This window comes from Nostoc sp. FACHB-133, assembly GCF_014698055.1.
Classification (GTDB): Bacteria; Cyanobacteriota; Cyanobacteriia; order Cyanobacteriales; family Nostocaceae; genus Nostoc.
Genome location: NZ_JACJSH010000030.1, coordinates 20,789 through 36,651, shown reverse-complemented (window position 1 = coordinate 36,651; position 15,863 = coordinate 20,789). Strand labels below are relative to the sequence as shown.

Sequence of the window (15,863 nt, the reverse complement as noted above, 5' to 3'; positions counted from 1 at the left end):
CTGAAGGATAGATAAATGCGTAAAGGTAGTGATGTTATCGATAAAGTGGTCGTTGCCTACGACACAGGTAAGAAAATTGTGCGAATTATAGATTTAATCTTTGATCAGAAACACAATCAACTTTTGGGTTTTTTAGTTGCAGAAAAGGGACTGTTTAGAGACGCAAAAGTGATTCCTTTGGCAGAAGTGCAAGCGATTGGGTTGGATGCGATCGTAGTTAACTCGAAAGAATCTGTTGTTAAGGCACATCGTGTTCCTGTAATTAAAGATATTCTGCACCAAAATATTGTGCTTAAAAAAAAGAGAATTCTGACTACGGAGGGACTTGACCTCGGTGGATTGGTCGATTTGTTCTTCGATGAGCATAGTGGACTGGTGGAAGGATACGAAGTTTCTGGCGGTGTATTTGCCGATGCTTACTCGGGGCGATCGTTCGTTCCTGCTCGTGAAGCCCTGAAAATTGGTTATGATGTTGCCTTTGTACCTCCAGAAACCTCTCAAATGATGGAAGAACAGGTGGGTGGTATCCGAGGAGTTGTTCAAGCAACTGGAGATAGATTACAGGAATCGGCTGAGACTACCAATAGCAGACTGCAAACAGCAGCTCAAACCGTGAATCAGCAGCTGCAAAGCTCGGTAGAGAGTGTGAACCGTGGGCTACAGGAAGCGAGCCAGAATGTAGGTGAACAATTACAAGCTGCAACTGATGCTACTAGCAGCAAACTGCAAGACCTCAATCGAGATGCAACTGCCTCCCTAACAAACAATTTGGTTGATCCTGCCGAGCAAAAGGTATATGTGATTGGCAAGCATGTTGAGCGGAATGTGCTGACTCCAGACGGCAATGTACTGCTACTACAGGGGCATGAAGTGACGCTAGTCGATGCAGAAGCGGCCGATCGCATGAACATTCTGGATGAACTTTATCGAGCTACGGGTGGTAGCCTGACTATCAATATCAGCCGCAATTTGCAAGCAGCAACAGAATCTACTAGCAATCGAATTGGGAGCCTAACTCACAGTAGCGCCGCTAATCTACGTCACTCGGTTGATTCGCTGGTAGGACATGTGGCGATCCAGCAGGCAAGAGGGCGTAGAGTCGTACAAACGGTGCGTGCCAACGATGGCTTAATTATTGCGGCATCTGGGCAAATTGTGACGGAATCCCTTCTGGATCGGGCCCATACTTACGGTAAAGAAGCAGAATTGCTGAACGCTGTCGGTCTGACTCTGGCAACCGCAGTCGGTTCTACCGCAAGTGACAGATGGTTAGAAAACAAAGTTCAACTGCGCGACGGGGCAAGTATTGCTCAAGAGAATCTCAACACTTTTTGGCAAGCCTTGAAAGCGAAGGCAGAAAACTTACAAGGACGCGGTACACGGGCAATGAAGAAGCAACGGATTGAACAAGCTCTAGGTCGTCCAGTTACCCGTGTCATTCTTGACCCAGAAGACAACGTGATTCTGAATGTAGGTGAATTGATTACACATCGCGCTGTTAGTCAAGCTGAAGAAAGTGGAGTTCTGAATATCTTACTGAGTTCGGTCTATACCAAGGAGCCAGAAATCTCTGATAAAGAGTTACGTGCTTCAGAATATGGAATGGCAGCCTTGGCGCATCATGGTAATGGGATAAAATGAGCAACCGATTCTGTTGCAATACGGTTCGGTTAAGACAAGAGACGGCGATTTATCGCGTCTTTGTGATCTAGAATTTTCATCAAAAAACCTGAACCTAACCGTATTGGGCGTGTTGGCAACGCTCGTATTCATGAATTTATTATTACCTAAAAGCTGGCGTGTTTTCTAATAGCAGCATAGTGTTTTGCTGTTGTATTCATTTCAATTATCAACTCTGTACCTTGACCTAATTTAGAATTACACTTAATTTTACCTTGATGTTTTTCAACGATAATTTCTCGACTAATTGATAGTCCCAGTCCCTTACCTTTACCTACTGGCTTGGTGGTAAAAAATGGTTCAAACATCTGTCTTTGGATGTGGGGAAGTATGCCTTGACCATTGTCAGAAATGCGAATTATAATTTTGTGTTTTTTTCCTATTTGTTTGTTATTTGGCCAAATATCATTACTATTGACTAATGACAAATGACTTCTAACAATTTCTGTATGAATAAATATTTTGGGAGTAAAGGAATAATCATATTTCATCCTTTCTTCTAAGGCATCAATGGCATTAGTTAAGATGTTCATGAATACCTGATTTAAATCGCCGGGGTAGCACTCGACTAAGGGCAGTTCCCCAAACTCTTTAATTACTTCAATCCCGGCTCTGTCAGGCTTTTCTTTGAGCCGATGCTGTAAAATTCTCAGAACACTATCAAGTCCTTCGTGCAGGTTAACCTTTTTCATTTGGCCTTCGTCAGAGGTTGAAAAATTCCGCAAGGCAAAAACAATTTCTTTAACGCGCTCTGAGCCAGCTCGCATTGACCACAGTAATTTTAAAAAGTCTGTCTTCACGAAACTAAGGTCGAGGCATTGCAGATGTAAGGCTATAACTGGGGTAGGTTTGGGATAGTAATGTTGGTAAAGTTCAATGATTCTGATTAAATCTTCAGCGTATTGACTTGCAGGATGGAGATTGCCGTAGATGAAGCTAACAGGGTTGTTAATTTCGTTAGCCATATCCGCCACCAGTTGACCGAGGTTAGCCATTTTCTGGTTCTGCAATAACTGCCTTTGGGTATATTTGAGTTCTTCGAGGGTAATTTCTAGCTGCTGTGATTTTTCTCTAACTTGGTCTTCAGTAGATTGGTGTTGGGCAATTTCTCTTTGGAGTTGTTCAAGTAGTTGGTATTGTTGAGTAGCGATCGCTTTATCCTGACTAATATCCTTGTGTGTCCCGGCCATTCGCACTGGTTTACCGGATTCATCCCACTGAAATACTTTGCCACAAGCCAAAATCCATTTCCATTCGCCGGATTTAGTCAACATTCGCAATTCAACTTCAAACACAGGTGTGCATCCTTGGAGATAATCGTGCAACACCTGGCGAATTCTCGGTAAATCTTGTGGATGTACAAGTCGTTCAAAGGATTTATGCTCATGAGCGATTTCGTCTAATCCATACCCCAAAATGCCCTTCCACTGGGGATCGTAATAGGTTTTATTGGTTATGAGATTCCAATCCCACAACCCCAAGCCACTGGCGATTAATGCCATTTGTAAGGCGGCTTGTGAGCATTGACAAGGATCTAAATCTTCTGGAGATAAGTCTTTTGATTCCGGGAAACTCTGCGAATCTTGTACTGAAAGTGGAGCTTCCGGTTTATGGGTAGCGGGTTCTTCGATATGCATAGCTGCTGGTACGGTGAGGAAGATATCCTGTAGCTCTCTCTCTACGCTGTCTTAGCACCCTGACGATCCATTTATGGATAAATCGTCTACTTGGTTGATTAGGCTGTAATTTCGGTTAGAAATATATCAGCCCATATCATCAATTTGGATGGAATTTAGAAAAAGGTAAACGGACGAATGTAACCTCTGTTGCGATCGCCGTGGCCATTTTTTAGAAAAAATAGCTACATTGTGTGCATCTACATTCTAAGATATGTCTAAAAAAAGTAGTTCAAATCAAATATAATCACTTAAAAACTCGAAAAATTTTGTAAAAAAAATTCTATGATTGAGTCACGTCAAATGTTTCAGGATACAAAAATATTGTCAAGCCTTGTTTGTAGCTTTTTTGGGAAAGGGCTGGCTGCTATTCATACAAGGTAGACTACATTGAGTTCCAAAACATAATGGTGTGATAAAATTCATGCTGAATTGGAGCCGATGAGTAATGACTATAGATGAAGTAGTATTGCTACTAAAAGCCAGTCAAGCAACGGGTTTAACAACGCTCCAAGAGATTATATTGCGTTCTTCATGGGAAGGAAAAACTTACACGAATATTGCCTGTGAAGCTCACTACGGCGAGGAACGTGTGAGGAAAATTGCTGCTCATTTATGGCAAGTAATGAGTGATTTTTGTAAAGAACCGATAAATAAATCTAACTTCCGCCAGACTGTAGAAAATCACCGTCTTAGCAAAGCAGATCAGCAATTAATTAAGGAATTTAACAAAGCAGCTACGGCTATATCTTTAGAATTTCCTAGTGGTCCAGTATCCGTTAATTCCAGATTCTACATACCTCGCCCGCCAATTGAGGAAATTGCCTACGCAGAAATGGCTAAACCTGGAAGTCTCATCTGCATCCAAGCACCCAAGAAGATGGGGAAAAGCTCTCTGATTTTGCAGTTGCTTGCACGCGCTAATGATCAAGGCTTTCGCACCGTGACGTTAGATTTTCAGCAAGCAGATAAAGTAATATTTACTAGTTTGGATAAATTTTTGCGCTGGCTCTGTGCTAATCTCAGCCGAGAGTTAGAGTTAGAACCAAAACTCAATGATTATTGGGATGAAGATATGGGTAGCAAAGTAAGTTGCTCTATCTATTTCCAACATTATTTACTGTCTGCGCTAGAAACTCCCCTTGTGTTGGTATTGAATGAGGTGGATTGGGTATTTGAATATGAGGAAATTGCTGGAGAATTGTTACCGTTAGTGCGATCGTGGTATGAACGAGCCAAAGGGGTAGAAATTTGGCAAAAACTGCGTCTAGTTCTGGTTTATTCAACGGAAATTCTTGTTCCCTTAAAACTGACTCAATCACCATTTAATATTGGTTTGCCAATTAAGTTAGCTCCCTTCACAAAAGAGCAGGTGCAGGATTTAGCACTACGTCACGGCTTGGATTGGACAAATGGTAAAGTCGAGAGTTTGATGGCACTTGTGGGAGGATATCCTTATTTGGTGCGATTAGCTTTTTATCACCTGGTGGGTAAAGGGGGACTAGAACGGGATTTAGAAAAGCTATTGCAAGAAGCACCCACAGAAGCAGGAATTTATCACGAGTATTTAAAGCAATATGTGTTAGCGCTACGTGATGAATTAGCATTGCAAGATGCTTTTTATGAAGTAATTAACGCGACAAATTATGTGAAAGTAGAGCCAATATTGGCATATAAATTACAAAGTATGGGGCTAATTAATTTAGATGGCGATCGCAGTACTCCTGCCTGTGAATTATATCGTTTATATTTCCGACGATATTTGAAGACAAGCGAGCATTTCAATAACGGCTGTTTTAACTGTGAGTTTAGGCATGGCTAGCGTTATTTCTGCGAGAGTAACTTTAGGAGTGCAAACCTACAGTAACTCTGTGATGGAAAATAGCCGTTGTCGGTCTATTTTCTGAAGCTTGATTTTTTCGGCGTAGAAGGCTTGATAATAAGATTGATAACGCTCTGGTTCAGCTTCTGGATCGGTTTGTTGCCATAGTTCCAAAAAGTGGCGATAGCGTTTTTCCAGCATCACCAAGTCCATGCAAGCGATCGCAGCTTGAACTACTTGCGGAGTTCGAAGTATTTCTTTTTGGTTTTTTTCATTTACATGGAATAAATGGGAAATTAACCCCATCTCGCTGCTAAATTCTAAAAAATGATCTTGCAAGCGGGAAATTAAATCTGGTTGAGACGCAAGATTTCTCGTCTCTCCATCACCGGATGAGATTTCTAAAATCTGTTGCCATAAAAATCGGTGGTGGGAAAGGCTAAATTGCAAATCTCGCTCCTCTAGTTCGGCAATAATCGCTTGACGTTGTTCAGGACAATGCAAGTAAATTCGCAGTAATAAGGCTTCTGCGTGTTCTAAAAGACTGCGTTCTGTAGGAAGTGGGGATTGAGAAACTTTACTACTTCCCCATGCTTGCTTCGCTGATACAGGTTTAGTGTATGCAGCTGCAGGCGGAGCAATTTGAGTTAACAGATTTTCGACTCGCAGAGGTATAAGTCTGGTATCTCCCAAACTGAGTATTTCTGCACAGTAGGAAACGTAATAATTTCGTGTATCACTGTTAGCTATATTTTTAAGTAATTTGACTAATTGCTGAGTTACTTGCTGAAAATCAGTAGCCTGTTTCAAGTCTCGGTTTTGAATAATTTGCTGAATCTGCCAATCTAACCAAAGTGGCGCATTTTTTAGCAGTTCTCCATAATCTTCTGGAGTGTGGCTATGCAAATATTCATCAGCATCTTTACCATCGGCTAAATTCAGAATTTTTAGCTGAACTTCGCCTTTGTATGCTAGTTCGGCAATTTCACCGATCGCACGTTCGGCGGCATTGGTTCCGGCTTTATCAGCATCAAAGTTGAGTACTAATTGTTTCGATTCGGTATACCGTAAAATTAACCGCACTTGTTCTAAGCTTAAGGCTGTACCAAGGGAAGCAACGGCGTTATTAATCCCAGCAGCGTGAAGAGCGATCGCATCAAAATATCCCTCTACCACCACCGCTTGATCGAGTTGAGAAATCCCACCCTTGGCTTGATCGAGGGCAAATAATGTTTTACCTTTGCTAAAAAGTTCCGTTTCTGGTGAATTCAGATATTTCGGTTGTTCATCCGTGAGAGTTCTCCCACCAAAGGCAATGACGCGCCCTTGAACATCGCGGATAGGAATCATTAAGCGATCGCGAAATACATCATAATAACCGCCTCCTTCCTTGCGCGGCTTAATCAATCCCGCTTTTTCTAGGATCTGCGCTGGGTAATGTTTATCTTCCACTAGATAACGATAAAGAGTTTCCCAACCTGCGGGGGCATAACCTAAACCAAATTGCTGTATAGTTTCTTCTTTGAGTTGGCGGTTAGATTGCAAATATTGAAGTGCCTTTTGCCCTTGGGATTGTCTCAGGGCGTGTTGATAAAATTGGGCGGACATTGCCAGAACTTCATACAACTGCTCACGCAAAGATAGCTGACGCTGCAATTCTTGACGTTGTTCGGGTTCGAGGGTTTGTACAGGTACTTGGTAACGCCGTGCTAAATCCAGCACTACATCGGCAAAAGAGCGCTTTCCCAACTCCATGACAAACTTGATGGCATTTCCTCCAGCTTGACAGCCGAAGCAATAGTACATTTGCTTAGTCTGGCTGACGGTGAAACTAGGAGATTTCTCGTCATGGAAAGGGCACAAACCGACAAAATCCTTTCCGCGTTTGCGTAAAACTACGTATTCCGAGACGACATCTACAATATCGGCCCGTAGTTTAACTTCCTCAATTGTATCTGGGTGCAAGCGGGGGATTTGCATTCTAGTCTATTTGTTAAGTCATGAGTTGGTAGTTAACACTGCGGTGGGTTTACCAACTGATAGCTATTATATTCTTGTTGCTAGACCAAGAATGATCTATACAATTGCTTACATTTAATTTTATCAGAGGAAATACTTAAAATGGGACGTATTTTTATATCAGCCGCTCATGGAGGCAGAGAAGCTGGAGGGATCGATTTAGGTGCGATCGCAGGTGGTACAACTGAAGCTAAAGAAATGATTCTGCTGCGGGATTTGATTGTCACCGAACTGAGGGCGCGGAATTTGGAAATTTTGGCAGTTCCCGATGACTTGAGTGCCGCCCAAACCATCACCTGGATCAATTCTCGCGGCCGCCGGGGTGATATTGCCTTAGAGATTAAATCTGATGCAGCTAACAGCCCTTCTGTGCGTGGGGCTAGCGTCTTTTATATTGCGAATAATAGCGATCGTAAAAGCAATGGTGAACAATTGCTAGTGGGTTTATTGCGCCGCGTCCCCCAATTACCAAATCGGGGAGTCAAGCCAGATACAGATAGTGGATTAGGTAGTTTAGCATTCTGTCGCCAGACAACACTTCCAGCTTTGGCAATGCAAGTAGGCTTTCTCAGCAATCCAGATGATCGGGCTTTGCTGCAAACTCGTCGCCGCGATTTTGCTTTAGGAATTGCTGATGGATTGGCAACTTGGAGCCGTGCGATCGATCCTACTCCTGGCACTCCAGCCGAAGCAAATTATCCACCAATTAATATTAATATTAATGGACAAAATTACTCAGAGCAAGGAGTATTAGTTAATGGCAATGCTTACATCCCCATTGATTTAGTAGATCTGCTGCGAATTGATCTTTCCAAAGCAGCTAATGTTAATCGAATTACCTATCGCAAAATAGTTTATATTAAAGCAATAGAACTCCGAGATTTCAATGTTGCGGTTAATTGGGACGCTGCAACCCGGACTGTCAGCTTGCGATCCAATTTGATAGTTTGCCCTGGTCAATTGGAACGAGTGATGTCAAATGGTAATACTTCAGAAATACAGTTACAATTATTCCTCAGAAACAATAACGAAAGTGCTTTGGCAAAGTTTCCAGATATTCCCAAACTTTATCGGGAAGAAGCAGGGATAGAGGGAGTAAACTATGATATTGCCTTTTGCCAAATGTGTGTAGAAACTGGATTTTTACGCTTTGGCGGAGATATAAAACCTGAGCAAAATAACTTTGCAGGTTTAGGTGCGATCGGTGGAGGTTCAGAAGCTGCATCTTTTCCAAGTGCCAGAATAGGAGTGAGGGCACACGTCCAACATTTGAAAGCTTATGCCAGTTTAGAACCTTTGGTACAAGAAGTAGTAGATCCAAGGTTTCGCTTTGTCACACGTGGGATTGCGACATTAATCGATCAGCTATCAGGGCGGTGGTCAGCAGATTTAGATTATGGTGCAAGGATTTCAGCAATGCTTAAACGATTATATGAATCAGCAGGACTTCTTTGAGTGTTGATTAACTTGTTATAGCAATTTTTTTAGAGCCTTGCAACAAGTAATGATATTCAAAAAAGTTCCGTTTAATTATCGAACAGAATTCAGGATTCAGGACGGGCTAAACGCCCCGCTATCGCTAACAGAATTCAGTTGGTTATTCTGTATGACTGGCGGATGAATAACCGGGTTGAAGACCACCAAATGTACAATTTGGTGGTCTTTAATCAGTCGGGGATTCAGACCCACGACTGATTGATTTTGACTCCTGAATTCTGACTTCTGAATTCTTCTTCAAGTAAAGCGGAAATATTTTGGATGTCAGCAAAGTATATACGTAATAATTATATTTAGGGTAACTATGGAGAAAAATTCCTGTATAATTCCTAAATATAGATATTATCTATAAAAATTATGTATATCCTGACATTAAAGCTCAATTGTGCGAGCAATTATTGAAACAAGTTATTTATGAGTTTTTCCAGTACTAATCGGCAAAGCATCTTATTTCTGGCTGCAAATCCTCAAGACACTACCCGTCTACGGCTCGATCAAGAGTTGCGGGATATTGGAGAAGGACTGCAACGCGCTCAAAAGCGTGACCAATTTCAGCTAGAGCAACGGTTGGCAGTTCGTCCTCGTGATATTCAACGGGCGATGCTCGATATCAGTCCGCAGATTGTCCATTTTTCAGGACATGGGGCGGGGGAACAAGGGCTAGTCTTTGAAGATGAAATTGGTAACGCAAAGCTTGTGAACGGGGAAGCGTTGGCAGGACTGTTTGCACTGTTTGCTGACCAAATTCACTGTGTTGTCCTCAATGGCTGTTATTCAGAAGTGCAAGCGAAAGCGATCGCTAATCATGTTGACTATGTAATTGGCATGAACCAAGCAATTGGTGATAAAGCAGCCATCGAGTTTGCAGTCGGGTTTTATGACGCGATCGGGGCAGGTCGTTCCATTGAGTTTGCCTATAAACTAGGGTGTGCCGCAATTCTGATGGCAGGCATTGCAGAACACTTGACCCCAGTGCTGCTCAAAAAATCCCCATCTTCTGATGTCACCGTTCAACCCACCTTGAATACTGTTGTTAAACCTTCAGTTGAGCAATTAGACAATATGCCCATCGATGTCTTTATCTCCTACTCCCATAGAGATGACGAGTTGCTGGAAGAATTTGTGACTCATCTGGCTAACCTCAAACGCCAGGGTAAGATTACTGCTTGGTACGATCGCGCCATCGAAGCGGGAGAAGAATGGGAAGCTCAAATTAAAGGGCAATTGGAATCTGCTCGGATCATTTTGCTGCTGATCAGTCCCCCCTTTATGGGATCAGATTATTGCTATGACATAGAAATGCAAAGGGCAATCGCCCGGCACAATCAAGGCACAGCAAAGGTAATTCCGATTATTCTCAGACCTTGTGATTGGAAAGATTCGCCATTCAGTAAACTCCAAGTTCTACCAAAAGATGCTAAACCCGTAACTCAGTGGAGCGATCGCGATACCGCGTTTCTAAATGTAGTAGAAGGGATTCGCAAAGCGGTTAATTCCCTGTAAAATATTCAAAAAAGTAGATTTTTCATCAAAATGGAGTGTGTTTGCCGCGCGATCGCAGAGTTATAATCACTCCTTGGCAAAGTTCAGAATGTTCCTACCCTGATTTGTTTCTCTTCTAAATCTCAATACCATCTGGCTATCCAACTATTGCAATTTTTAAGACAAGTATGGATGCTAAAAACCAAGCAATATCAGCAGATATTTCAGACATTAACTAAGGAGAATATATGCCTTCGCTTAAGCGTTTAGAGGCAAAACGTGAAGACCTAGAAGAGGAATATGGAGAAGTTCGCAAAAAGTTGAAATGGTTCAAGAAAGAAAGAATCACCAAAACTGATTCGGAAGCTAAATATGAGTTGGAACAACGAATTGAGGAGTACGAATCAAGATTACAAAAAATAGATGAAGAACTCGAAGAGTTAGAAGAACAGATTAATCAACCGAAACGAGCGGAAAACTCTGATCTAGAAAAAAGCCCAACTTTCGATTTCTTATATAAATCACTATTAAAGTTAGGATACTGGGAACAGCACAATCTCTTTGAAGAAATTGCTGGAAAATACTCTCATGGTGTGTTTTTGATCCAAGGTTGTTCCAAAGACTATGGTCAAAGATGGTTACTCAATCGACTAGCTTCGATTATCCCGAATATTTTGGAAGGTAAAAAAATTTTTATTGACTTAAATAGAACTTCATCAAGGACAGATATTTTAGCGATTTGGGATGAATTTGCAGGTTGGGTTACTTTACCTGAAAAGAGTTCACCTTCTCAAATTACTGAAAAAATTTGTGAACTATGGAAATCACAGAATGTTTTAATTGTGTTTAACAATGCTGATGAAACGATTAAAGAAAATTTGTGTGATTTACTTAACAATTTTTGGGTATCACTTACTCAAAAAGTATTAGAAGATAATAATCAACAAAATGCCTTCAAACTACTCATCTTCCTCATAGACTATCAAGGTGTAATATCTCAGTGGAATGTCGGTTTTGTCGAGAAGTATGATTCAGATTGGCAACCAAATTACCCTCTGGGATTGCCTACAATCCATCCATTTTCAGATAAGGATTTAAGAGATTGGTTAAATTTTCAGAGTGATTTCTTACCTCCAGCTATCTCTGCTAATAAGACAGAAACCGTTAGAGTGCTTTTAGAAAAGCAAGGGGTTCCAATGCCAACTTTACGAAAAATTTGCGAGCTTTGTGGTTGTAATTTGTTTGAGCAGGAGGGCAAATGGTTACGCCTCTAAATTCTAATCGCCTTGAATATACTGGCATTAAACAGCCGAACCCAGGAGATAGTTACAACGGTAAACTCATCTATCCTTACCTACCCAGCCAAAAATTAGTGGATGTTGTGAATCTAGCGATTTACTTAGGTCGTCCATTATTACTCAAAGGAGAACCTGGATGTGGCAAGACTCAACTAGCTCTTGCAGTTGCTTATGAGTTAGGACTAGATTTTGAGGCTTGGTATGTAAAATCTACTAGTCGAGCTAAAGATGGTTTGTATATTTATGATACCGTTGGCCGGCTACGAGATGCTCAATTAGCCGCATCTGGTTCTTTAACCATAGAAGAAAAGAAACGCTTTGACGAGCCAAAATCTTATATTCGTTTTGGCCCATTAGGTAGAGCTTTTACTAATTCCAAGCGGACAGTAGTTTTAATCGATGAGATTGACAAAGCCGATATCGATTTTCCCAATGATTTATTGTTAGAACTCGACGAGCAACTGATTCAGATTGAAGAGATCCGAGAAAATGGGAAAGAAAAGGAGATTAAGGCAGTCAATTCACCGATCGTTTTGATTACTAGTAACGATGAGAAAGATTTACCTGATGCCTTTTTGCGGCGGTGTTTATTCTATTACGTCCATTTTCCCAGCTATGAACAAATTGTGCAAATTGTCAAATGTCGATTTCCTGATATTGCAGATGAACTGACAGATACAGCTGTTTCCCGTTTTATGAAATTACGGGAATCTATGGAGGGTGAAACAGGTAAATTCAGTAAGAATGTGAGTACGAGTGAATTACTCGATTGGATTAAGGCGCTAAAGCGAGATTCCTTACAAGAAGTATTAAATAAGTTGTCGGGGGAAGCTCAACTGCCTTACTTAGAAGTATTACTCAAAAGTTGGGATGCTCACATTAATTATTTGAGGTTAACTAGCGATCGTGAATGAGCCAGCATTATTAGAACTATTCACCTGTTTAAGGAAAGCAGGTTTTCCCTTGGGGTTGGCAGAATATCATCTGCTGCTGGAATCTATTAATGCAGGTTTTGGTACTCGCGATCGCACTGAACTAGCCCAACTATGCTGTGCTATTTGGGTAAAATCCCAGCGAGAAGAGCAAATTTTTCACGATTATTTCAACCAAATCATTCCAGAGCGCCTGGAAGCAGACTTTTTTGAAAGTAAAACAGAGGATATTAGCTCAAAAACGAATCAACAGGAACAACCGACTTTCAAGAGACGTAAAACGGCTCGAATCCGGCGTTTGATAATTTTAGGGCTGGCGACTTGTGTTGTGGCGATCGGCAGCGCGTTTCTCCTCAAAAAGGAATCACAGGTTAATACTTTAAGCTTCAGCGGCACTAATTTTATTTTTCCTTCCTTTACCGTAAATATAGGTGAAAAGGCAGCACAGATCAAAATTACCCGCACTGGTAGCAGGTATGGAGCAGTCAGTGCAGAATTGAATGTTGGAAAGAACTGTCGCCCAAACGAACCTAAAGATACTTCCCTGGTTAGTGATACTCCCCAAGTTGTTCAATTTAAAGATGGTGAATTAGGAGAAAAAACTCTCCTAATTCCCATTTCCAATGCTGGGAAGACTGATTTTTTCCAGAAGCAAATTACCTTATGCTTGATTGACCCTCAAGGTAAAGTTCAGCTTGGTTATCCCAACCAAGCGATTTTAGTTATTCAAAATAAAGATTATTTGAATAATCTATTATATTATTCTGAATATCTTAACTTACTATTAATTATTTTTACCTGTATTATTCTGCTGCTTGTTGCTTGGAAGATGTGGAAAATTCAACATACAGTCTCTTTTGCAGATGATGCGATCATTCCTGAAACTTACACCAACTTACCCAAAACAATGCTGTCTCCTGAAGTCATGCGGACAACGGCTGACGAGATTCAAGTTGCTAAAGCAATCAGGCGATCATCAGACAACCAACTTAGCGAATTCCCCCTCATCGTTAACGATTTGCCTGTCACTCATCGACAAATGAAGCAAGGGTGGCGTTATCTGCGTCAGTTTAGTCGTGAGGGGCCACCCATCGAGCTAGATATGGAAGCCACTATTCAACAGGTTGCCCAGTACGGAGTTTTATTAAATCCTGTGTTAGTTCCGCGACGTACCAACCGCATAGAACTTCTGCTGTTAATCGATGGAGATGGTTCGATGGTTCCGTTTCACCACCTTTCCCAAGAGTTGGCAGATACAGCATTACGTGGAGGGCGTTTCAGCCGAGTTCGGGTTTACTATTTTCACAACTGTCCAGATGAATATTTGTACCGCGATCGCTATCATTTAGAGGCAGAATCAATTGATGATTGTTTGTCAAACTTGCCTAAAGCTAGAACAGTTTGCTTGATTTTCAGCGATGCTGGCGCTGCTCGTGGTGGATTTAATTCTAGGCGACGGCGGTTGACAAAATTTTTTTTAAAAGAGTTACGGCAGTATGTACGTTATATTACTTGGCTCAATCCGGTTCCTCGCGATCGCTGGGAAACTACAACCGCCCATGACATTGCGGCTTTAGTTCCCATGTTTGAGGTAAATCGTCAGGAATTTTACAAGGCGATCAACGTTTTACGAGGACGGCATCAACCTTTGGGGGAGGTAAGCTAAGATGACGAATCCTAGTGTTTTGTTGCCGGAAACGCGCTCTCAGGAAATTGAGCAGGCGATCGCATCATTCCAGAAACGATTTACCAAAGCCCATATATATCTAGCCTATCATGCTGCCTTGCCCATCGCTCTCACGCCCCATTTGACCTACTGTCTCTGGGCAAATTTTCCGATGGATATCGCAAAGCAAGACTTGAAAGTGCCGTGGATCGCAGTAGCCGACTTGCTACTTTCTCCACTCTGTAAAGAAGTAGGACATGAACTATATGAGATGGATGCAGATTTACGCAATTATTTACTAGAGCAAATGATTCATCATCCTAGCTTCGGTCAGAAGCGTGTTGAGGAATTAGCCCATTTTTTACTATCCTACGTACAGCAAGAATTAAATGATTCTAAATCCTCTATACAAACTCTGGCTCAAGCTCAACGTTGGACGGCACTTGCGTATGTTTATCCAGAAGCTGTCGCCCATGATTTGGCTACGACACTTGCCGAATTAACCCTCAGCGAAAAAACAGAATGGCTTCGATTGACATCATTAACAGAAGCGATCGCAACTCCTTTGCATCAAGCTCATTTTGAATCCCTGCTAGCGTATCTTCAGGGGATGCGCGAACTGGCTCGTGGCAATCATATCCAAGCAGAATCAACCCTAAAATCTTTGCCAGCCCATAATAATCAAATTGTCGTCGCCGGAGTTACTTTACCCATTCCTGAGTTCCAAGACTCTAATTGGCATATCAACCTGATTGCATCCAAAGCTACCTCACTAAAGGCATTTAAATTTGAGACAGCTAAACTAATTCGTCAACCCCGGTTTATGCAATTGGGTTCACGCTGGGTAATCGAGCGACATGAACAACAAGCAACCCTGTTTTATGAGCAATTAGAGGGACAAGTTAACCTAGAAATGGTGCGTATACCAGAAGGCAACTACTGGATGGGAACCGTAAATAATGAGGGAGACTACCGGGAACGCCCTCAACATCGAGTCACCATTACCTCCTTCTTTTTAAGCCGTTTTCCTGTGACACAAGCCCAGTGGCGGGCAATTGCCAAGACTACCAAAGTCAGGATTGAACTGAATTCTAACCCCTTCGACTTTAAAGGTGATAATTTACCTGTGGAACACATTACTTGGTTTGAAGCGATCGAGTTTTGTGAGCGTTTGCAATTACAGACTGGAAAACCTTATCGTTTACCCAGCGAAGCCGAGTGGGAATATGCTTGTCGTGCAGGGACAAAAACCCCATTTTACTTTGGCGAAACAATTTCTCCTCAACTTGCCAGTTATGACGCAAGCAAACGATATCGTTCTGGTCCCAAAGGGCGATCGAGCAAACAAACTAGTGAAGTAGGTTCTCATAACGCAGCGAATGCTTTCGGGCTAGATGAGATGCATGGCAATGTCTGGGAATGGTGTGCCGATCACTGGTATGACGACTACACGAATGCACCAGCAGATAGAAGTGTCCGAATTACTAACAACCGGGCTTCACCTAGAGTTATCCGAGGTGGTTCTTGGAGCCATGAACCTACTATATGTCGTTCGGCCTATCGTAACGGAATTCCTCCTGACAATAAAGTGCTGACAATTGGCTTCCGAGTAGCAGTATTTTTGCAAAAAGCGAATCTCAAATGAGCTTGTAATGATGAGGCATATAGCAATCCTAAATAATTCGTGAACACAAAGATACCCGACTTCTCTAAAAAGTCGGGTATCTGAGGCTGACGATTTTCACACATCAAATAGGATTGCTATATTTATTGCTTTTCGTTACAAAAAGC

Annotated in this window: 10 protein-coding genes; 8 read left to right on the top strand and 2 right to left on the bottom strand. The window is 41.8% G+C overall.

The annotated features are described in order from the left end of the window. The first annotated feature begins 15 nt into the window (after positions 1–15). Positions 16–1,641, top strand: coding sequence for a PRC-barrel domain-containing protein (locus tag H6G86_RS22655; protein ID WP_190936198.1), 1,626 nt, complete (start codon positions 16–18; stop codon positions 1,639–1,641). Positions 1,642–1,787: 146 nt separating this feature from the next. Here H6G86_RS22655 and H6G86_RS22650 read toward each other — a convergent pair whose 3' ends face one another. After that, positions 1,788–3,317: a PAS domain-containing sensor histidine kinase gene (locus H6G86_RS22650; RefSeq protein WP_190936197.1), complete on the bottom strand. Its 1,530-nt coding sequence runs from the start codon at positions 3,315–3,317 to the stop codon at positions 1,788–1,790. Between the two features lie 487 nt (positions 3,318–3,804). Here H6G86_RS22650 and H6G86_RS22645 point away from each other — a divergent pair, with 487 nt between their 5' ends. Further along, complete coding sequence (locus H6G86_RS22645; protein WP_190936196.1) at positions 3,805–5,178, top strand: AAA-like domain-containing protein; 1,374 nt, start codon at positions 3,805–3,807, stop codon at positions 5,176–5,178. Positions 5,179–5,214: 36 nt separating this feature from the next. On the opposite strand, the gene dnaG is transcribed toward H6G86_RS22645, so the two are convergent. Further along, positions 5,215–7,158 (bottom strand): DNA primase, encoded by a 1,944-nt coding sequence (gene dnaG / locus H6G86_RS22640; protein ID WP_190936195.1) that lies wholly within the window; start codon positions 7,156–7,158, stop codon positions 5,215–5,217. A 141-nt stretch (positions 7,159–7,299) separates the two neighbouring features. Between dnaG and tftA the strand changes: the two genes are divergently transcribed. The 6 genes from tftA to H6G86_RS22610 all read left to right on the top strand — a co-directional run bounded on the left by tftA (position 7,300) and on the right by H6G86_RS22610 (position 15,717). Next, the gene (gene tftA, locus H6G86_RS22635; RefSeq protein ID WP_190936194.1) at positions 7,300–8,652 is read left to right on the top strand and encodes a hormogonium tapered terminus morphoprotein TftA; all 1,353 of its coding nucleotides are present in this window, start codon (positions 7,300–7,302) and stop codon (positions 8,650–8,652) included. 456 nt (positions 8,653–9,108) lie between these two features. Beyond that, positions 9,109–10,197, top strand: a complete 1,089-nt coding sequence (locus H6G86_RS22630; RefSeq protein WP_190936193.1) for a TIR domain-containing protein — start codon at positions 9,109–9,111, stop codon at positions 10,195–10,197. A gap of 299 nt (positions 10,198–10,496) precedes the next feature. Further along, a complete protein-coding gene (locus H6G86_RS22625) occupies positions 10,497–11,450 on the top strand; it encodes a hypothetical protein (protein ID WP_190936192.1) in 954 nt (317 codons plus the stop codon). Next, positions 11,435–12,388 carry an AAA family ATPase gene (locus H6G86_RS22620; protein WP_190936191.1) on the top strand — a complete coding sequence of 318 codons (954 nt, stop codon included), beginning with the start codon at positions 11,435–11,437 and terminating at the stop codon, positions 12,386–12,388. The genes H6G86_RS22625 and H6G86_RS22620 overlap by 16 nt, the downstream gene beginning before the upstream one ends. Next, positions 12,381–14,072: a hypothetical protein gene (locus H6G86_RS22615; RefSeq protein WP_190936190.1), complete on the top strand. Its 1,692-nt coding sequence runs from the start codon at positions 12,381–12,383 to the stop codon at positions 14,070–14,072. Before H6G86_RS22620 ends, H6G86_RS22615 begins: the two co-directional genes overlap by 8 nt. A 1-nt stretch (position 14,073) precedes the next feature. Beyond that, positions 14,074–15,717 (top strand): formylglycine-generating enzyme family protein, encoded by a 1,644-nt coding sequence (locus H6G86_RS22610; RefSeq protein WP_190936189.1) that lies wholly within the window; start codon positions 14,074–14,076, stop codon positions 15,715–15,717. The last annotated feature ends 146 nt before the right edge of the window (positions 15,718–15,863 follow it).